The organism is Fundidesulfovibrio butyratiphilus, from assembly GCF_054657235.1.
In genome coordinates this window covers 472,554-492,058 of sequence record NZ_BAAHXA010000003.1, presented here as the reverse complement: position 1 = coordinate 492,058, position 19,505 = coordinate 472,554, and the positions used below count along the sequence as shown (strand labels likewise).

Sequence of the window (19,505 nt, the reverse complement as noted above, 5' to 3'; positions counted from 1 at the left end):
GACGCCAGTGATCGACCTGCACACCCACACCACGTTTTCCGACGGGCAGCTCATTCCCGCCGAGTTGGCCCGGCGCGCGGCCAAGGCCGGATACAAGGCCATGGCCATGACCGACCACGCCGACATGTCCAACCTGTACCTGATTCTGGACAACCTCACCCGCTTCGTGGCCGAGACCCGCGCCTATCTGGACGTGGACGTGGCCCCCGGCGTGGAGGTGACCCACGTGCCGCCTCCGCTGATTCCGGGCATGATCGAGGCCTCGCGCAAGGCCGGCGCCCGCGTGGTGGTGGTGCATGGCGAGACCATCGTCGAGCCGGTGCTGCTCGGCACCAACCTGGCCGCCATCGAGGGCGGGGCCGACGTGTTGGCCCATCCCGGCCTCATTACCGAGCAGGACGCCCGGCTCGCCGCCGAAAAGGGCGTCTGCCTGGAGATCACCACGCGCGCCGGCCACAGCCTGACCAACGGCCACGTGGCGGCCATGGCCCGGCGCTTTGGGGCCAAGCTGGTCATCAACAACGACGCCCACGCCCCCGGCGATCTGGTTTCCATGGAGATGCGCAAGAAAATCGCCCTGGGCGCCGGCTTGAGCCAGGAGGAATACCTGGCCGCCGAAGCCAACGCGCGCGCGTTGTTCGCCCGCTGCATGGGGCTGTAGCTGGCGCGGCGACGAACGTTCGTCTCCGCGTGGCGTGGCGCGTTTGCCCAGTCGGTTGTTCGTGAAGCGGTCGAGGAGCGCGCGGGACTCAGAGCTTGGGACGCCTCCGGCGGCCAGAGGGGCCCCCTCTGGATTCCCCATCGGCTTCGCGACGGGAGTGGTTGTCGTGCGATGTTGCAACATCTTTTGGGTATTCTATTTTTCAGGCCGGATTCGCTTGGGTCCCGGCCGATGAGGGTTCCCGCATGAAGGACTCGCCCGTGTTCAGGTCGGGCGCCAAGGCCCCGGCCAACGCGTGGGCCTGGCTGCGCCCCCGGTTCCCGGCCGCGCTCGTCGCCACGCTGTGCCTGGCCTGGTGTCTGGCCTTGGCCGTCCCGGCCCTGGCCGTCCAGCCGCCTGGGGATCTGGAGATCCTCAAGGCCTGTTACCCGGACGTTGTCCGCTCCGTGGATCAGGACCGCTCGGGCGCGTGGTTCGTCACCCTTGCCGACGGCGTGCGCCTGCCCTACGACGACGGCAAGGCCAAGAGCGCGGAAGAGGCCCTGGACACTCCCGACATCGAGGACATGCTGGCCCAGGTCTACCCCCTGGGACCGGTCACGGCCGAACCCGCGCCGGGCTTTCATCCCGGCCGGAGGCGGGTGGCGTCCTTTTTCAAGGCCGCCTACGGCCATACCCCAGAAGAGGTGAAGGCCAATCTGGTCACCGTGGACTTTCTGGGCAAGCCCGTGCGCTTCAATGGCCGCAACGGCGCGGCCAAGGCCCTGGAAGCCGTTTCCGCCGAGCTGTCCCAGTTGATCGCCCGGCGTCCCGAGGTGGCCGGCTTTCTGCTGCCCGTGAGCGGCACCTTCGCCTGGCGGCAGATCGCCGGCACCGAGCGGCTTTCCATGCACTCCTTCGGCGCGGCCATCGACGTGAACGCCAAGCGCAACACCTACTGGCGATGGTACAAGGGGCACGACCCCCTGGGCGTGCGCCGGGCCTTTCCCGCCGAGGCGGCGGCCATCTTCGAGCGCCATGGTTTTGTCTGGGGCGGCAAGTGGGCGGAGTTCGACATCATGCACTTTGAATATCGCCCGGAGCTGATCGCCAAGGCCCGACAGACGCGGTGAAGGTTCGCGGCCGTTTCGCCCCGAGCCCCTCGGGACGCATGCACCTGGGCAATGCCTGGACCGCGCTTCTGGCCTGGCTTTGCGTCCGCAGCCGGGGCGGGACCATGGTCCTGCGCATGGAAGACCTGGACCCGGACCGGTCCAAACCGCACTTCGCCCAGGCCATCGTGTCGGACCTGGCCTGGCTGGGCCTGGACTGGGACGAAGGCCCGGACAAGGGCGGTCCCCACGGCCCCTACACGCAGAGCCAGCGCCACGGCCTGTACGAAAGTCGCCTGCGCGAACTGGACGAGCGCGGGTTGCTCTACCCCTGCTTCTGCACCCGGGCGGAACTGCGCGCCGTGACCCAGGCCCCCCACGCCGGGGAGGGCGAGCCCCCCTATCCGGGAACCTGCCGCGCCCTGACCGGGGCCGAACGCGCCGACCGTCTGGCTTCCGGGCGTCGTCCGGCCCTGCGGGTGCGGGTGGACGCCTCCGATATGCATTTCACCGACGCCGTGGCCGGGGACCATGTCCAGAACATGGCCACCGGGTGCGGCGACTTCGTGCTGCGTCGCGCGGACGGGGCCTTCGCCTACCAACTCGCCGTGACCTGCGACGACGCCGCCCAGGCGATCACCGAGGTGGTGCGCGGGGTCGACCTCTTGGACTCCACTCCGCGTCAGATCTGGCTCATGCGCCTTTTCGGCTGGAAAGAACCGGTCTACGCCCACGTGCCGCTCCTGGTGGACGAGACGGGTCGCCGCCTTTCCAAGCGCCGCCAGGACGTGGACCTGGGCGCGCTGCGCGACCAGGGCGTCACGCCGGAAACCGTGACCGGCTACCTGGCCTTCAAGGCCGGCCTGTTGGAGACCCCCCGCCCGGCCGCCGCATGGGAGCTTGTGGACAACTTTACTTTGCGCGTCCTGCCCACGGGGCCGGTGGTGGTGAAGGAGGGGTGGTTGGAGCGGGGGTGATTCAAGGGGATGGCGAGCGTTTGCTGAAAAATCCCCGCTGGCCGCACTGCTGCAAGAACGCCAAACCCGCAACGGATGCGAATTCCGCTTGGGCCTTATGGCTGTTTGTCGTTTTGATGTTGCGACTCCGGGCCGCCCAGCCGCGCGAGAATGGATTCGAGCAGCTGATTTTGGCGTTCCTGGTTGGCGACAATCTTGTTCAGCTTCCAGTACCAGCACACGATCTCTCTGCACACCAGAAATATGACAAGTATGATAAGCAGGAGAATCAAGGGGTTCATGAAGCTGTAGCCGAAATAACCGCCGTACATAAAGCCTCCCGTATGTTTTGCGCGGGTGCGCCTTCACAGTATGATTCTATATTCCTTCATGTGGATGAAGTGCGCGGCAAGGATGTTCGCAAGAACATTCGAAGTCAAGAAAAAGGCCGCCCGTGGGCGGCCTGGACGCGTACTCGGTAAACAACTCTCCTTCGGAATAAAGCCGGAAGAGAGTGGGGGCGTTCCATGGTCCTCTACAGGAGCTTCACCAGCGCCGCGATGACGGCGCCTGGGCGAGCAGCGGCCCGGCGACCCACTTGAGGATGTCCGACTTCGTGTCCGCATTGATTTTGACCATCTCGGCGGTCAATTCCAGTTTCAGCCGCTCAAGGTCGGCCTTGGTCGCCATATCCTTGCGCATGGCCTCGTCCTGGGTCTCATTGTAGCAAGTCTTTGCTGGAGATTGGATCCTTCGTGGTGTTCACACATACCTCGTCGGATCGGCCACCTTCGCCTCCTCGAACCCCTTTTTGCGCAGCAGGCAACTGTCGCACCGGCCGCAGGCCAGGCCGTCTTGGGTGGGGTCGTAGCAACTGTGGGTGAGGCCGTAGTCCACGCCCAGCGCCGTGCCGGCCAGGATGATCTGGGCCTTGGTCATGTGGATGAGCGGGGTGTGAATGGTCATGCGCAGGCGACCTTCCACGGCTTCCTTGAGCGCCAGGTTGGCCATGGTTTCGAAAGCCTGGATGAAGGCCGGGCGGCAGTCGGGATAGCCCGAGTAGTCCAGGGCGTTGACGCCGATGAAGATATCCTGGCTGCCCAGCACTTCGGCCATGGCCAGGGCCATGGAAAGAAACACGGTGTTGCGCGCCGGCACGTAGGTGATGGGGATGCCGTGTCCCATGGCGAACGCGTCGCGGTCCTTGGGCACGTCGATGGACGCGGTGAGGGCCGAGCCGCCGATGGCGCCCAGGGGAAGGTCGAGCACGATGTGCCCGGCCACGCCCACGGCCTGGGCCACTCGCCGGGCGGCGGCCAGTTCCACCTGGTGGCGTTGGCTGTAGTTGAAGCTCAGCAGATGGGGCGCGAACCCCTGGGACTTGGCCAGGGCCAGGCAGGTGGTGGAGTCGAGCCCGCCGGAAAAGAGAATGACGGCTGGTTTTTCGTGCATGACAAGCAGGGGTTGGGGTTAGACTCCGCGCAGGGCCGGGTCCCAGATGATTTTGTGCAGTTGCAGGGAGAGGCGCACCGGCAGATGTTCGGTCAAAATCCACCGGGCCAGAAGCTCCGGCGCGAGCCGGCCGGAGACGGGCGAAAAATGGATGTGGCGGACCGGAACCGGCAGGGCGCGCACAACGCTGGTGGCGTATTCGAAATCCTCCCGGTCGGCCAGTACGAATTTCAGCTCGTCCAGGGGACGAAGCATGTGGAAGTTCTCCTGGCAGGTCGTGTGCGCCATGGCGCTCGAAGGGCACTTCACGTCCATGATGGCGGCGACGCGCGGGTCGATCCCCACCAGCGGGAGGCTGCCGTTGGTTTCGATCAGCACCTCGCGTCCGGCGTCGGCCAGCAGGCGGGCAAGCTCCAGCGCGGCGGGCTGCAGGAGCGGTTCTCCGCCCGTGATCTCCACCAGCGGGCAGGCATAGGACTCCAGCGCGGCCCGCACCCGCTCCACAGGCATGAGCGTGCCCCCTTGCCAGGAATAGGGCGTGTCGCACCACGCGCAACGCAGGTTGCAGCCCCCCAGGCGCGCGAAAGCGCAGGGACGTCCCGCGTGGGACGACTCGCCCTGGATGCTGTAGAAGATTTCCGTGACCGACAAGTCCATGTCGCACCGTTTGACGATCGAGTTGTGAAAGCCTAATCCACTTGCCGCGCGGCGTCAAAACGCCGCCCACAAGGAGCCAACGCATGCAAGACGACGTCTCGGGCCTCACGCATCTGGGCCAGGCCGAAACCCTCTATCCCGACCGGGCGGACGCCTCCCTGCTCGAGGTGTTTCCCAACCTGTATCCCGACCGCAACTACCACGTCACCCTGGAAACCCAGGAGTTCACCAGCCTGTGTCCCAAGACCGGACAGCCCGACTTCGGGACCATTTCCGTGCGCTACGTTCCGGGGGCGTCCATCATAGAATCCAAGTCGTTCAAACTCTATCTGTTCAGCTTTCGGCAGGAGCCAAGCTTCATGGAAACCCTGACCAACCGCATTCTGGACGACCTGGTGGCCATCTGCGCCCCCCGGCGCATGACCGTGGTCGGCGCCTTTCGCCCGCGCGGCGGCGTGGGCATTACCGTGGAAGCCACCTATCAGGAATAGGCGCGGGCCTGGGCGTTGCCGATCGGCAAAACAACATTAACTTGACAGAATAAGTAGGGTGAAGCAAAACCCCCGCATTCGGGACCATTCGGTCCCGGAAACGAGACGCTTTGCCCCCCTTTGGACGCCGTCCCCGAGCGGCGGGGCGGACGCGCGAAGTCGGCGGACGCCGTACGACGCGCCTTTCAGGAGAAACGCCATGTGGGAATATACCGATACCGTCCGTGAGCATTTCATAAATCCTCGCAATGTGGGCGAACTGGCCGACGCCAACGCCGTGGGCGAGGTGGGGTCCATCGCCTGTGGCGACGCCTTGCGGCTTTTTCTCAAGGTGGACGACCAGGACCGCATCGTGGACGCCAGGTTCCAGACCTTCGGCTGCGCATCGGCCATCGCGTCGTCCTCGGCCCTGACCGAGCTCATCAAGGGCAAGACCGTGGAGGAGGCCCTGGCCGTCACCAACCAGGACATCGCCGATTTTCTGGGCGGCCTGCCCAAGGAAAAAATGCACTGTTCGGTCATGGGCCGCGAAGCCCTGGAAGCCGCGGTCCGCAACCTGCGCGGCCTGCCTCCCGAAGAGCTGGACGGCGAGTTGGTGTGCGAATGCTTTCATGTGACCGATACGCAGATCAAGCGGGCCATCGCCGAGAACCATTTGTCCACGGTGGAGGAGGTCACGGACTTCACCAAGGCCGGCGGGGGCTGCGGCAACTGCCTGGGCCGCATCGCCGAGCTGGTGGCCGAGGCCAGGGGCGAAAAGCCCCTTGTTCCGCTGGTGATCCCCAGGCCGGCCGTCCTGACCAACCTGGAGCGCATGAAACGCGTCAGCGCCCTCATCGAGGAGACGATACGCCCCGCCCTGCGCAAAGACGGCGGCGACATCGAACTGGTGGACCTGGACGGCAAGAACGTGCTCGTCCGGCTGAGCGGAGCCTGCTCTTCGTGCCAATCGAGTGGGAGCACACGGAAGGAGTTCGTGGAAAAACGCCTGCGCGAGGTCGTGGAACCGGACCTTGCCGTGCTGGAGGTGCTCTGATGGCCGTGGTCTACCTGGACAACAACGCCACCACCCGGGTCGATCCCCAGGTGCTGGAAGAGATGACGCCCTATCTGACCGAATTGTACGGTAATCCATCGAGCATGCACACCTTCGGAGGCCAAGTGGGGCGCAAGGTGGCCCAGGCCCGCGAGCGGGTGGCGGCCACCCTGAACTGCCATCCCGAAGAAGTGGTGTTCACGTCCTGCGGCACCGAGGGCGACAACACCGCCTTCAACGCCGCCACCCAGACCCAGCCGGACAAGCGCCATCTGGTCACCACCAAGGTGGAGCACCCGGCCGTGCTCAACATGGCCAAGCTCTTCGAATCGCGCGGTTACGAGGTGACGTATCTTGGCGTGGACGCCGGAGGGCGGCTCGATCTCCAGGAACTGGCCGATTCCATCCGGCCCGATACGGCCCTGGTGTCCGTGATGTACGCCAACAACGAAACCGGCGTGGTTTTTCCCGTCGAGGAAGTCGCCCGCATCGTCAAGGAACGCGGGTCGCTTCTGCACGTGGACGCCGTGCAGGCCCTGGGCAAACTGCCCATCGACCTGGCCCGCCTGCCCGTGGACTATCTGGCCGTGTCCGGCCACAAGGTGCATGCGCCCAAGGGCGTGGGCGCGCTGTTCGTGCGCAAGGGCGCTCCCTATCGGCCGTTTCTCATCGGCGGACACCAGGAGCGGGGACGCCGCGCCGGCACGGAAAACACCCCCTTCATCATCGCCCTGGGCAAGGCCTGCGAACTGGCCGGCAACAACTTCGACCTGGAGACCACCGAGGTCAAAATTTTGCGCGACCGACTGGAAACCGGACTCATGGCCGCCATCCCGGACACGCGCCGCAACGGCGACCCGCAAAATCGTCTGCCCAACACCACCAACCTGGCCTTTCAGTACGTGGAAGGCGAGTCCATCCTGCTCATGCTCGACGCCTTCGGCGTGTGCGCCAGCTCCGGGTCGGCCTGTACCTCGGGCAGCCTGGAGCCTTCCCATGTGCTGCGCGCCATGGACGTCCCCTTCACCTACGCCCACGGCTCCATCCGCTTCAGCCTTTCGCGCTTCAACACCGAGGCGGACGTGGACGTGGTGCTCAAGGAACTGCCGCCCATCATCAGCCGCTTGCGCGACATCTCGCCCTTCGGGCGCGGGGAGGGCGTCAAGACGGCTTGCAGCCGCTGACACGGTGGGGAAACGGGGGCTCGTCCCCGCGCGCCGGCAGGGGCGGAGCCCCTGCACCCCGCCGGGGCCCCCCTCTGCACCCCGAAGGGGGGCAAAAGCATGCTGTTTTTCATAAGACCGTCGCCATGCGTCCATCGCATCGAGGCGTATCAGGCTCCATATCGGGGGGGCCGGGAGGGGGCCTTCACCCCCGGCGTGGGGTGGGACGGAGCCTCGATCTTCCCTAGTATTCTTCTCCTCTTCTTCTCCAACGCTTCTCTTCTCTTCCCATCTTCCGTAAGGAGACCGTATGAACATCGCTTCCAGCATGATCGAATTGGTGGGGCGGACGCCGCTTGTGCGTTTGGGGCGCGTGGGCTCGGGGTTGCCGGCCACGATCGTGGCCAAGATAGAGTCCCGCAATCCCTGCTTTTCGGTGAAGGACCGCATTGCCCGCGCCATGATCGACGCGGCCGAGCGTCGGGGTCTGGTGGGCAAGGACACGCTCATCGTGGAGCCCACCAGCGGCAACACGGGCATCGGGTTGGCTTTCGTGTGCGCGGTGCGCGGGTACAAGCTGGTTTTGACCATGCCCGAGTCCATGAGCGTGGAGCGGCGCATGTTGCTCAAGGGACTGGGGGCGAAGCTGGTGCTCACCGATGCGGCGCTGGGCATGCGCGGAGCCATCGACAAGGCCGAGGAAATTCTGGCCGCCACGCCCGGGGCGTTCATGCCCATGCAGTTCTCCAATCCGGCCAATCCCGAGGCGCACCGCCTGACCACGGCCGAGGAAATCTGGACCGACACCGACGGCGAGGTGGATATTTTTGTGGCCGGTGTGGGTACGGGCGGCACATTGGCCGGCGTGACCCAGGCGCTTAAGCCCAGAAAACCCGGCTTTCGGGCCGTGGCCGTGGAGCCCGAGGGGTCGCCGGTGTTGTCGGGCGGCAGGCCCGGTCCGCACGCCATTCAGGGCATTGGGGCCGGATTCGTGCCCGATGTGCTGGACATGTCCCTGGTGGACGAGGTGATCCGGGTGGGCAACGAGGAGGCCTATGCCATGGCCAGACGGCTCATGCGCGAGGAAGGAATCCTGTGCGGCATTTCGTCCGGGGCCAACGCCCACGCCGCGGCCGTGCTCGCCTCCAGGCCCGAGAACGCCGGCAAGCTCATCGTGTTCATCGTGTGCGACACGGGAGAACGCTATTTGAGCAACCCCCTGTTCACTCAAATGGAGGACGTGCGGTGAAGGAAGACGAAGCGCATTCCCCCAAGGAGCGGGACCGGCGGGTGGTGGACGACGTGGTGGCGGGCTTGTGCGCGGCCGCGGACTACCGGATCGTGGTCTGCGAAAAACGGCCCCACGGCACCCTGCCGTCCCTGGAAGCCCTGGCGGACATGATGGAGCGGCTCAAGGCCGTGCTTTTTCCCGGCTATTTCGGGGATTCGGACATCACCCCCGAGACGCTGCCCTTTCACACCGGGGCCAATCTGGACGTGGTGCGGCGCATTCTGGCCGAGCAGATTCGCCGCGGGTACTGCTTCGTGTGCCTGCGTCAGGACAAGCCCTGTCCCGACGGTGAGGCCCTGGCCGCGATCAAGGCCGTGGAGTTCCTGCGGACCATTCCGGCCATCCGGGAAAAGCTCCTGCTGGACGTGCACGCCGCCTACGAGGGCGATCCGGCGGCCAAGAGTCACGGGGAAACCGTGTTCTGCTATCCGTCCATCACGGCGCTCATCCACCAGCGGGTGGCCCACGAGCTGTACCGTCTCGACGTGGACATCATTCCGCGCATCATTACCGAAATGGCCCACTCCAGGACCGGCATCGACATTCATCCCGGAGCCGCCATCGGCAAGGGATTTTTCATCGACCACGGCACGGGAACGGTGATAGGCGAAACGTGCGTCATCGGCGACAACGTGCGCCTGTACCAGGGGGTGACGCTCGGGGCCAAGAGCTTTCCGAAAGACGCCAAGGGCAACCCGGTCAAGGGATTGGCTCGCCATCCCATCGTGGAGGACGACGTGACCATCTATTCCGGAGCCACCGTGCTGGGCCGCATCACCGTGGGCCGGGGCTCCACGGTGGGGGCCAACGTCTGGGTGACGGCGGACGTTCCGCCCGCAACCATGGTGGAAAAGGCCTGGGGGAGCAAAGAGAAGATCTGACGCGAACAGGAGCGCCGCCGTGACTCGAAAGAAACTCTGCATCGTCATGGTGGGATTGCCGGCCGCTGGCAAGTCCACCATGGCGGCGAAGCTGGAACACTGCCTGGCCGAGGAGTGCGTTTCCGTCCGGCTCTTCAACAACGGCGACGTGCGCCGAGAAATGCTTGGCGACAGCGACACGTCCCAGGCGCTCTTCTATTCCCCGGACAACAAGGAGGCCGTGTCCCAGCGCGAGCACATCGCCCTGATCAATTTGGAGCGCGCCCGCAATTTCCTGGGCGACAAGGGCGAGGTGGCCATTCTCGACGCCACCAATGTTTCGGCGAAACGGCGGAGAAAGATCAAGGAGTTCTTTCCCGGCTGCCCGGCCTTTTTCGTGGAGTGCCGCAACGACGACCCCGAACTTCTGGAAGCCAGCATCGAGCGCAAGGCCCTGCTGCCCGAGTTCGCCCACTTGACGCCGGCCCAGGCCGTGGAAAGCTTCAAGGAGCGCATCCGCTACTATCAAAGCATCTCCCAACCCGTGACCGACGAAGAAAACTTCGTGGTCATCGACACCCTCAACAACCGCATTCTCGATGAACGGGTGCAGGCGGTGTTGCCCCACTACAAGCTGGTGCGCGACCTGCTCGTGTCGGACTGGGTGCGCGGACTGTATCTGGTGCGTCACGGCGAAACCGCCTTCAATCTCGAAATGCGCATCGGAGGCGATTCGGACCTGACCCGAAAAGGGATCAAACAGGCCCAGGCCCTGGCCAGGCATTTTTCGGACGTGGACCTGCCTTACGTCTTTACCAGCAACAAGATCCGCTCGATTCGCACGGCCAAGGTCATTTGCGAGGGGCGCGCCGACTGCCGGAGACGGCCTTTGAGCGAGTTCGACGAGATCGACGCCGGGATGTGCGAGTCCATGACCTACGACGAGATCGCCCGCACCATGCCCAAAGTCCACGCCGCGCGCACCCGGGACAAATACAACACCATCTATCCCGGCGGCGAGGGCTACGTGACCCTCAAGGAGCGGGTGGAGCGGGGCGTCAAGAAGGCGCTGTACCTCTCGGGCAACGCGCGCAACGTCATGATCGTGGGGCATCAGGCGGTCAATCGCATGATCCTGTCCCACTTTCTCTACCGGCGCACCGAGGACGTGCCCTATATTTACATTCCCCAGGACAGGTTCTTCCACATCGTCTCCACGCCCAGCCGCAAGCTGTTCGAACTGGTCAAATTCCCTTGTTGATATCGCCCTGGGCTCATGGCAAGGTATAAAAAAGGGACATCTATTCATCAGGAGGCGTAGACAATGCTCGGACTGGAAAAACGCATCGCCGCCGTCAGGCAGATGTGCGGAGCGGGTCCCGGTGACCCCGAAAAAGGCGGGAAGGACGGCAAAGGACCCGGCTCGGCCGCGTTCGTGTTGGCCATGGTGGCCATTATCGTGGCCTTGGTCACCTATTTCGCCCTGGACAATCGGTACTCGGCCAAGCTCGAAGCCTTGACCGCGAACTACGAGGCCAGGCTGGGCGTCCTGGAAGACAAGATCGCCGCTCCCCAGGAGTTGGCCAAGAAAATCCTTGTGAAAAACGCCCTGACCGAGGTTTCCCAGAAGCTGGACCAGGTCAAGGGGCTCGTCCCGGCCGATCAGCAGGCCAAGGTGGCCAAGGTGGTCGACATGGTGAAGGCTCTCCAGCAGGAGAGCGGCAAGTAGCGGACAAACCGGCGGCGCGACGGGTCCGGAGAACCGGCTATCGCGTGACGGCGCAACCGACCAGGCATTACCGAAAAGCCGGGGGAGAGATCGCCCCCGGCTTTTTTGTTGCGTGCAGAACTACTTGAGGCCGGAATTGAGCTGGAGCAGCTCGGCCTGACGCGGATGTTCGCCAAGCCAGGCCACCTTGCCCGACTCGATGTCGTAGATGGCTCCCACCACCTTGACCTTGCCCTCCCGCACCAGAAGGCGAATTTCCGGGCTCTGCTTGAACACGTCCTCCACGGACTGCCAGGTGTTGGCCAGGATGGCCTTGTCCGTGAGCGCCTCTCCGCTCAGGCCGGGATTGTCGGCCTTGGCCTTGGCCACGGCCGGTCGGATGCCCGCCACCATGGGGGCGATGTTGCCGGCCACGGGCGCATCGGAAACCACGGCCGTGACCGCGCCGCAGTGGGTGTGGCCGAGCACCACGAGCAGGGGCGTGCCCAGGTGTTCGGCCGCGTATTCGATGGACCCCACCTGATCGAAATAGGCCACGTTGCCGGCCACGCGGACCACGAACAGGTCGCCCACGCCCGCGTCGAAGAGCACTTCCAGCGGGACCCGGCTGTCCGAGCAGGCCAGAACGGTGGCGTAGGGTTTCTGCCCTTCCTTTGTGGTGACCATGCGGCGCATGGCGTCGGCGTTGGGGTGGATGGGTTTTCCCGAGACGTAGCGCTCGTTGCCGCGTTGCAGGCGCTCCAAGGCCTGATCGGGGCCGAGGGCGGGGGCCGGCGGGTTGGTGGATGCCAGGACCAGAGAAGCGCACAGTACGACAAGGGAGACGCTCATGGCCAGGAGTCGTTTCATGGAAGGCTCCTTGCGTAAGAGGTTGGGGGCTATACTGCCATACGTACGGGGCGGGGAACGATGTGTCAAACTTGAGAAAGATTGAACAATCGGGATGGAGCGCGGGCAGCGCACAGGGAGTCGGGACGCCCTGGGGGAAACGCCGCGAAAGCGCGAGGGGAACGCCGGGAGGAAGAAAGACGCGGGCAACCGGAACCGACCGGTCCGCCGGTGGGACGATGTGGGCAAGCACGGCTTGCCCCGGACTTGTCCCTGCGGCCGACGCGTTGCTTGGTCGGCGTCGACCGCGAGAGGGGAACCCTATTCGGCGCTTTCCAGTTCGTCCTCGCCGGGCTTGGGCGGGAAGAAGCGTTCGATGGTTGTCTGCACCACCACGAAGAACACCGGCACGATGAACACCGCCAGCAGGGTGGAGGCCAACATGCCGCCGAACACGGCCGTGCCCACGGCCCGCTGGCTGGCTCCGCCCGCGCCGCTGGCGGAGAGCAGCGGCACAACGCCCAGGATGAAGGCGAAGCTGGTCATGAGGATGGGACGGAACCGCATCTTGGCGGCCTGGAGGGCCGATTCGGCTATGGAAAGGCCCTTGATGCGCTGCTCCCGGGCGAATTCCACGATGAGGATGGCGTTTTTGCTGGCCAGGGCGATGAGCAGCACCACGCCGATCTGGGTGTAGACGTTGTTGTCCATGCCCCGGATATGCACGGCCAGCGCGGTGCCCAGGAGGGCCAGGGGCACCACCAGGATGACCGCCACGGGCAGGAACCAGCTTTCGTACTGGGCGCACAGCACCAGATAGACCAGGAGCACGGCCAGGGCGAAGATGAAGTAGGCCTCGTTGCCCACGCGCTTTTCCTGGTAGGACATGTTGGTCCAGGAGTAGCCCATGGAGGCGGGCAGGCGCTGGTTGGCCATGTTTTCCATGAGCTTCAAGGCGTCGCCGGAGCTGAAACCCGGCGCGGCGGAGCCCAGGAGCGAGGCCCCGGTGTAGAGGTTGTAGCGGGTGAGCAGGGCTGGTCCCACGGTGTCGCGCACATTGGTCACCGAGCCCATGGGCACCATCTTGCCGTCCTTGTTGCGCACTTCCAGGGACAAAATGTCCGAGGCCTTGAGGCGAAAGGGCGTGTCGGCCTGCACGCGCACCTGGTAGGTGCGTCCGAACAGGTTGAAGTCGTTGACGTAGGCCGAGCCCAGGTAGGTGGAGAGGGTGGAAAAGAGGCTGTTGATGTCCACGTTGTAGGTCTGGGCCTGGGTGCGGTCCACGTCGGCCCAGATCTGGGGCGTGGAAGCCGAGAAGGTGGTGGAGAGGCCTTCCAGGCCTGTCTGGGTCCGTCCGGCGAGAATCATATCCCACAGGGCCGCTTCCAGGGCTTCGGCGCCCAGGTTGCCCTTGTCCTGCACCACCATTTCGAAGCCGCCGGCGTTGCCCAGGCCCTGGATGGCCGGGGGCACGAACACGAAGGTCATGGCTTCCTGGAACTGGTTCAGGGCCTTTTGCAGGTAGCCGGTGATGGCGGCCTGGGATTCGTTCTTTCCGCGCTTGCTCCAGTCCGTGTAGGTGACGAAGGTGGTGACCACGTTGGACTGGTTGGCGCCGTCGAGCACGGAAAATCCGCCGAAGCTGATCCAGTCGGCCACGCCCGGGGCGCTCTTCATGACCTCGTTGATGTTCTTGGCCATGACCATGGCCCTGGCCTGGGAGGCTCCGGGCGGCAACTGGGTGACCACCACGCAGTAGCCCTGGTCCTCTTCGGGCAGAAAGCCCGTGGGCAGGGAGGAAAACATCCAGAAGGTGAAGGCGATGAGGCCCATGTAGACCAGCATGGCCGTTTTGAAATGACGGATGACAAAGGCCACGGCCCGTTCGTATCCGGCGGCGAAGCGTTCGTAGACCTTGTCGAATCCCCGGAAGAAGGCGTTCTTTTCGCCCTTGGGGGCGCGCAGCCACAGGGCGCACTGGGTGGGCTTGAGGGTGGCGGCGTTGATGGCGCTGATGAGCGCGGTGGAGGCGATGACCAGGGCGAACTGGCGGTAGAGCTGTCCGGTGATGCCGGGCAGGAAGGCCGTGGGCAAGAACACGGCCATGAGCACCAGGGTGATGCCCACGATGGGGCCGAAGAGTTCGGCCATGGCTCCTATGGCCGCGTTTTTCGGGGTCATGCCGTTTTCGATGTTGTGCATGGCCCCTTCCACCACGATGATGGCGTCGTCCACCACGATGCCGATGGACAAGATGATGCCGAACAGCGTCACCAGGTTGACCGAGAACCCGAGCGCCGCCATGGCTACGAACGATCCCAGGATGGTCACCGGGACCGTTGTGGCCGGCACCAGCATGGCCCGGAAGTTCTGCAGAAACACCACGATGACAATGAGCACCAGGATCGCGGCTTCGAAAAGGGTCTGGTAGACGTCTTCCACGGCCTTCTCCACGAACAGGGTGGTGTCGAAGGGGATGGAATATTCGAGGCCCTTGGGGAAGTCCTTGGCCAGTTCGGCCATGCGGGCCCGCACTTCCTTGGCCACGTCGAGGGCGTTGGCCCCGGGCAGCAGGTAGATGGGGATGCACGCCGCCGGAGCGCCGTTGCTCAGGCCGAAGAGGGTGTAGGTCTTGGCCCCCAGTTCGATGCGCGCCACGTCGCGCAGGCGCACCACCTTGCCGGTCTGGTTGAAGGTGGTCCTGATGATGATGTTGCCGAACTGTTCGGTGGTGACCAGACGGCCCTGGGTCTGCACGAGAAGCTGGAAGGCCTGGTCCGGCGGGGTGGGGGGCTGGCCGATCTGGCCCGAGGCCACCTGGGCGTTCTGTTCGCTGATGGCGTTGATCACGTCCTGGGTGGAGAGCCCCATGGACTTGAGCTTGTTGGGATCGAGCCAGATGCGCATGCCGTAGTCGTCCGCGCCCACGATGGAGAGGTCGCCCACGCCGTTTAAGCGCGAGAGCTCGTCCTTGAGGCGCAACGTGGCGTAGTTGCTGAGATAGAGGTCGTCGAAAGTGCCGTCGGGCGATTGCAGGGTGACGACCAGGAGAATGGCCGTGGACTTCTTTTTCACGGTCACGCCCTGGCGCTGCACCTGGTCGGGCAGGCTGGGCATGGCGATGTTGACCCGGTTCTGGACGAGCATGGTGGCGATGTCGAGATCGGTGCCCACCTCGAAGGTGACGGTCAGGTTGTAGCTGCCGTCGCTGCCCGACTTCGAGGACATGTAGAGCATCTTTTCAACGCCGTTGACCTGCTGCTCGATGGGCGCGGCCACGGTTTCCACCAGCACCTCGGGTCCGGCGCCGGGGTAGGAGGTGGAAACCTGCACCGTGGGAGGGGTGATGTCCGGGTACTGGGCCACGGGCAGATTGAAAAGCGCCACTGCGCCCAGAAGCATCATGACGATGGCCAACACGTTGGCCAGAACCGGGCGTTCTATGAAGAATTTTGAGAACATGCCGTGTCGTCCGTCAGGATTTCGCGGCGGCGGCCGGGGTTTCTTCCGGGGCCACCTGGGAACCGGGGCGGGCCCGCTGGATGCCGTTGACCACCACGCGTTCGTCGCCGGTGAGGCCTTTGTCCACGATGCGCATGCCCCCGTCCACCGTGGATCCCACGATGACCGAGCGCTTTTCCACCGTATTCTTGTCGTTGACCACGAGCACGTAGTGCCCCTGCTGGTCGACTCCCACCGCCGTCTCGGGCACGAGAACGGCCGTGCGTTCGGGCAACGGCGCGCGAAGCCTCACGAAAAGGCCCGGGACCAGGACGAACTTCGGATTGGGAAAGATGCCCCGCAAGAGCATGGTGCCCGTGTTGGGGTCCACGCCGAGGTCCGAGTAGTCGAGCTTGCCCTTGTGGGGGAAGTCGTTCTGGTCGCTCACGCCCAGTTCCAGGGGCACGTCGCGGCGGGCCGGAGCCATGCCCCTTTCTTCATGAGCGCGTATGACGTGCAGCAGGTCGCGCTCGTTGAGCGTGAAATAGGCGTAGAGCGTGTCGTCCTGCATGATGGTGCTGAGCTGGGTCTTTTCGTTGGCCCCGACCAGATTGCCCTTGTCCACCTGGTGGCGGCCCATGCGGCCGTTGAAGGGCGCGGTCACGTGAGTGTAGCCGTAATTGATCTTGGCCTGCTCCAACTGGGCCTGGGCCGATTCGAGCTGAGCCACGTCCGAATCGCGGTTGGCCTGCCATTTGACCACGTCGGTGTCCGGGCCGGCCTTTTCGGCATAGAGCCTTTTGGCGCGGGTCAGTTCGATCTCGGCCTGGTTCAGGGCCGCCTTGGCGCTGTCCACCTGGGACTGGGCCTGGCGCACCTTGGCCTTGTAGGGCTCGGGCTCGATCACAAAGAGCAGGTCGCCCTTTTTGACCAACTGGCCGTCCTGGAACTTGATATCCTGCAGGTAGCCTTCCACGCGGGCCTGCAGGTTCACGCTCTGCACCGCCTGGGTGTTGCCCGTGAACTCCACGTATTCGGTGACGTTCTTCACCGTGGGTTTGGCCACGGTCACCTTGGCCGCCGGCGGCGGGACAAAGGCGTTGCGGTTGTCGCAGGCGCTTGGGCCAAGCAGGGCGAGGAGCGCGACCAAGGCGAGAAGTTTCGTCAAGTGTGGGTGCATGTCGTGATCCTGTTCATCAGAAGTCGGGCAGATAGCGGCCCGGGCCGGCCTTGGCCGGGTCTTCCTGCTTTTGCGTGGGCTCGCCAAGCAGCCTGCCCCAGTGGGTGCGCTTGGCCATTTCCTGCTTCACATAGGCGGGCAGCAATTCGGTCTGGCGTCTGAGCTCCCAGCCGCCGCCGAGCGACCGGTACAGGCCCACCATGCCCAGGACGATGCTTCCCTGGGCCTGGGCCAGCGTGTCCTGCTGGGTCAGTTGGTCGCGCTGGGCCACGATGACCGTGGTGTAGTCGGTCTTGCCTTCGCGGTATTGCAGAAAGGCCAACTCGGCCGAACGCGTGGCCGCCCGCACGGCCAGGGCCAGGCTTTCGGCCTGTTTTCTGGCGCCCTGGTAGTCGCTCAAGCTGTCTTCGGTTTCCTTGAGGGCGGTGAGCACGGTGTTGCGGTAGGTGAGAAGGGCCTGTTGGAACCGGGCGTCCTGGACGCGCACGGAATCGACGATGCGTCCGTAGTTGAACAGGTTCCAGGTCACGCCTGGCGCGAAGCTCGCGGTGAAGCTCTGGTTGGTGAGCAGGTCCGCCAGCTTGAAGGCCCCCATGGTGGAGGCCAGCCAGCCCACGTTGCCCGTGAGGCTGAGCGAAGGAAACAGGTCGGCCTTGGCCACGCCGATGTTGGCGCATTGGGCCGCGGCGGAGAATTCGGCCTTGCGGATGTCGGGGCGCCTGCGCAAAAGGTCGGCCGGGATGCCCACTCCGATGCCCTCGGGGCAGGTGGGGATGGCGCTTTTTTCCTTGCCGAGCAGGTCGTCGAGTCCCTGCGGAGGCATGCCCATGAGCAGGCACAGCGCGTGTTTGGCTTTCTGCACGGAAGCGGCCAATTGGGGAATGGTGGCTTCGGTGGATTGCAACAGGGACTGGGCCTGCTGCACGTCGCGCTCGCTGGTGGCTCCCAGCTTGAAACGGATATCGGCGATGTCCAGGCCTTCGCGTTCGAGCTTGGCGTTCAACCGGGTGATGCGCAGGCGTTCTTCGGCCACACGCAAGTTCACGTAGGCGCTGGCCACGTCCGACACCAGGGTGACCATGGCGTTGTCGTAGTCGGCCACGGAGGCGGCCAAGCTCGCCTGGGCGGACTCGGCGCCGCGGCGGTATTTGCCCCAGAAGTCCAGCTCCCAGGCGGCCTTGAACCCGAGGGAGTTCTGCCAGTAGGTCCACTGGGCGCTGGCCCGCTCGCCGGGCTGGGGCGAGGTGGGGGCGTTCATGCTGGTTTGGTTGTAGGTGTAGCCGCCCGTGCCCTGCTGGGTCTGGGGATAGAGTTGCCCCACGGCCACGCCCAGTTGCGCTCTGGCTTCCAGGATGCGCACGGCCGCCACCTGCAAGGGAATGTTGTCCCGACTGGCCTTTTCCACGAGCCGGTCCAGGGCGGGGTCGCCCAGCACCTTCCACCATTGGGCCGGAACGGGTTGTTCGGGCCGCGACTGGGCTTGCAGGGCTTCCAGCCAGGCCGGGGGCGTCTGGACGTCGGGGCGTTTGAAGTCCGGCCCGACCTTCATACAGCCGCAAAGCGCGGCCACGACCGTGAGCAGGACGAAAAGGGCGAAGCGTCTGGGCATGATCGGCGAGGGGCTCCTGGTTTAGAACAGACGCCATTTCCTTAGCATTGGAACAGGGAGGAAAGGCAAGGGGGGAACGAAGGCTTTTTCGATTTTTTTCCGTTTCGTTCCGAAATCGTCGCGCCCATGGCGTTGCCCCGGAAGCGATGCAACGGACCCTGGGCGCGACAAACCGAGGCGTCCGCGCGGCCGGAAAGTCGTTTTCGGCCGGCATGGCGTGTCGTTGCGCCGCGCCGACGGGCGAAAAAGTCGTCAAAAAGCCCGGAACGTATTTTCGTCCCGGAGAAACGCCGGCTTACAGGCGACCCAAGAGCCGCAGCAAACCGTCCAGGGTGGTGTAGGGATGGGGGGGGCAGCCGGGGATGTAGAGGTCCACGGGCAGCAGGGAGTCCACGCCGTCCAGGCTTTCCGGCAGGCCGGCGAAGGGGCCGCCGGAGCAGGCGCAGGTGCCTGAGGCGATGACCAGCCTGGGCTCGGGGGTGGCTTCCAGGCACTTGAGCACGGCGGTGCGCATGTTGGCGGTGACCGGTCCGGTGATCATGAGCCCGTCGGCGTGACGGGGTGAAGCCACGAAGTCGATGCCGAAGCGGCCCAGGTCGAAGACGATGGTGGTGAGCACGTTGAGGTCGGCTTCGCAGGCGTTGCATCCCCCGGCGCTGACCTGACGCAGCTTGAGCGAGCGGCCGAAGAGGGAGCGGGCGCGTTTGTCCAGGGCTTCGGCCAGACGGAAGGCGCCGTCGCGCACGATGAGTTCTTCGCGTTTGCGCGCGGCCAGGCGATGGTCCGACGTGAAGGACATGGCCCCGGTGGGACAGGCCTTCACGCAGTCCGGGCAGAAAAGACAACGACTCAGGTCGAAGACGGGGCGTCCCTGTTCGAAGAACACGGCCCCGGTGGGGCAGGCCTCGGCGCAGGCCCGGCAGTCTTGCGGACAACGGGAGGCGTCCAGAGCCGGACGGCCCCGAAAGCGGTCAGGCAGTACGGGAGCGGTACGCGGGTAACCCACGGTGCGTTTTTTCTGGCGGAGGCGTTCGACGACGGCGCGGATCATCTGCTCGTC

At 64.9% G+C, this 19,505-nt stretch carries 19 protein-coding genes; 11 read left to right on the top strand and 8 right to left on the bottom strand.

Going from position 1 to position 19,505, the window contains the following annotated elements; all coding sequences use genetic code 11:
- Nucleotides 1–7 precede the first annotated feature (7 nt).
- The 4 genes from ACYQ01_RS18320 (at nucleotide 8) to ACYQ01_RS18305 (ending at nucleotide 3,190) form a co-directional block, all read left to right on the top strand.
- Entirely contained in the window at nucleotides 8–661 is a 654-nt protein-coding gene (locus tag ACYQ01_RS18320) for a histidinol phosphate phosphatase domain-containing protein (RefSeq protein WP_459935260.1), read from the top strand.
- A gap of 245 nt (nucleotides 662–906) precedes the next feature.
- Nucleotides 907–1,773: a M15 family metallopeptidase gene (locus ACYQ01_RS18315; protein ID WP_459935259.1), complete on the top strand. Its 867-nt coding sequence runs from the start codon at nucleotides 907–909 to the stop codon at nucleotides 1,771–1,773.
- Entirely contained in the window at nucleotides 1,770–2,729 is a 960-nt protein-coding gene (gene gluQRS, locus ACYQ01_RS18310; protein WP_459935258.1) for a tRNA glutamyl-Q(34) synthetase GluQRS, read from the top strand. The genes ACYQ01_RS18315 and gluQRS overlap by 4 nt, the downstream gene beginning before the upstream one ends.
- Complete coding sequence (locus ACYQ01_RS18305; protein WP_459935257.1) at nucleotides 2,726–3,190, top strand: hypothetical protein; 465 nt, start codon at nucleotides 2,726–2,728, stop codon at nucleotides 3,188–3,190. Before gluQRS ends, ACYQ01_RS18305 begins: the two co-directional genes overlap by 4 nt.
- Before the next feature lie 64 nt (nucleotides 3,191–3,254).
- On the opposite strand, the gene ACYQ01_RS18300 is transcribed toward ACYQ01_RS18305, so the two are convergent.
- The 3 genes from ACYQ01_RS18300 to ACYQ01_RS18290 are packed head-to-tail and all read right to left on the bottom strand — an operon-like array spanning nucleotide 3,255 to nucleotide 4,817.
- A complete protein-coding gene (locus ACYQ01_RS18300; protein ID WP_459935256.1) occupies nucleotides 3,255–3,410 on the bottom strand; it encodes a hypothetical protein in 156 nt (51 codons plus the stop codon).
- 60 nt (nucleotides 3,411–3,470) lie between these two features.
- Entirely contained in the window at nucleotides 3,471–4,160 is a 690-nt protein-coding gene (gene queC, locus ACYQ01_RS18295; RefSeq protein ID WP_459935255.1) for a 7-cyano-7-deazaguanine synthase QueC, read from the bottom strand.
- A gap of 18 nt (nucleotides 4,161–4,178) precedes the next feature.
- Entirely contained in the window at nucleotides 4,179–4,817 is a 639-nt protein-coding gene (locus ACYQ01_RS18290) for a 7-carboxy-7-deazaguanine synthase QueE (protein WP_459935254.1), read from the bottom strand.
- A gap of 83 nt (nucleotides 4,818–4,900) precedes the next feature.
- Here ACYQ01_RS18290 and queF point away from each other — a divergent pair, with 83 nt between their 5' ends.
- From queF to ACYQ01_RS18255, 7 genes are all read left to right on the top strand, one after another.
- On the top strand, nucleotides 4,901–5,308 hold the full coding sequence (gene queF, locus ACYQ01_RS18285) for a preQ(1) synthase (RefSeq protein ID WP_459935253.1): 408 nt from the start codon (nucleotides 4,901–4,903) through the stop codon (nucleotides 5,306–5,308).
- A gap of 199 nt (nucleotides 5,309–5,507) precedes the next feature.
- The gene (gene nifU, locus ACYQ01_RS18280; RefSeq protein WP_459935252.1) at nucleotides 5,508–6,344 is read left to right on the top strand and encodes a Fe-S cluster assembly protein NifU; all 837 of its coding nucleotides are present in this window, start codon (nucleotides 5,508–5,510) and stop codon (nucleotides 6,342–6,344) included.
- Nucleotides 6,344–7,528 carry a cysteine desulfurase NifS gene (gene nifS, locus ACYQ01_RS18275; protein WP_459935251.1) on the top strand — a complete coding sequence of 395 codons (1,185 nt, stop codon included), beginning with the start codon at nucleotides 6,344–6,346 and terminating at the stop codon, nucleotides 7,526–7,528. Before nifU ends, nifS begins: the two co-directional genes overlap by 1 nt.
- Nucleotides 7,529–7,817: 289 nt before the next feature.
- Entirely contained in the window at nucleotides 7,818–8,756 is a 939-nt protein-coding gene (gene cysK, locus ACYQ01_RS18270; protein ID WP_459935250.1) for a cysteine synthase A, read from the top strand.
- Entirely contained in the window at nucleotides 8,753–9,679 is a 927-nt protein-coding gene (gene epsC / locus ACYQ01_RS18265; RefSeq protein WP_459935249.1) for a serine O-acetyltransferase EpsC, read from the top strand. Before cysK ends, epsC begins: the two co-directional genes overlap by 4 nt.
- Nucleotides 9,680–9,698: 19 nt before the next feature.
- Nucleotides 9,699–10,919, top strand: coding sequence for a bifunctional nucleoside/nucleotide kinase/histidine phosphatase family protein (locus ACYQ01_RS18260; protein WP_459935248.1), 1,221 nt, complete (start codon nucleotides 9,699–9,701; stop codon nucleotides 10,917–10,919).
- A gap of 63 nt (nucleotides 10,920–10,982) precedes the next feature.
- A complete protein-coding gene (locus ACYQ01_RS18255; protein ID WP_459935247.1) occupies nucleotides 10,983–11,387 on the top strand; it encodes a hypothetical protein in 405 nt (134 codons plus the stop codon).
- A gap of 120 nt (nucleotides 11,388–11,507) precedes the next feature.
- On the opposite strand, the gene ACYQ01_RS18250 is transcribed toward ACYQ01_RS18255, so the two are convergent.
- The 5 genes from ACYQ01_RS18250 to ACYQ01_RS18230 form a co-directional block, all read right to left on the bottom strand.
- Entirely contained in the window at nucleotides 11,508–12,236 is a 729-nt protein-coding gene (locus ACYQ01_RS18250) for a carbonic anhydrase (protein ID WP_459935246.1), read from the bottom strand.
- A gap of 300 nt (nucleotides 12,237–12,536) precedes the next feature.
- Complete coding sequence (locus ACYQ01_RS18245) at nucleotides 12,537–15,677, bottom strand: efflux RND transporter permease subunit (protein ID WP_459935245.1); 3,141 nt, start codon at nucleotides 15,675–15,677, stop codon at nucleotides 12,537–12,539.
- A 13-nt stretch (nucleotides 15,678–15,690) separates the two neighbouring features.
- Entirely contained in the window at nucleotides 15,691–16,836 is a 1,146-nt protein-coding gene (locus tag ACYQ01_RS18240; RefSeq protein ID WP_459935244.1) for an efflux RND transporter periplasmic adaptor subunit, read from the bottom strand.
- A 16-nt stretch (nucleotides 16,837–16,852) separates the two neighbouring features.
- Nucleotides 16,853–18,445, bottom strand: a complete 1,593-nt coding sequence (locus tag ACYQ01_RS18235) for an efflux transporter outer membrane subunit (protein WP_459935243.1) — start codon at nucleotides 18,443–18,445, stop codon at nucleotides 16,853–16,855.
- Nucleotides 18,446–18,740: 295 nt separating this feature from the next.
- Nucleotides 18,741–19,496 (bottom strand): NADH-quinone oxidoreductase subunit B family protein, encoded by a 756-nt coding sequence (locus ACYQ01_RS18230; RefSeq protein WP_459935242.1) that lies wholly within the window; start codon nucleotides 19,494–19,496, stop codon nucleotides 18,741–18,743.
- Nucleotides 19,497–19,505 lie beyond the last annotated feature (9 nt).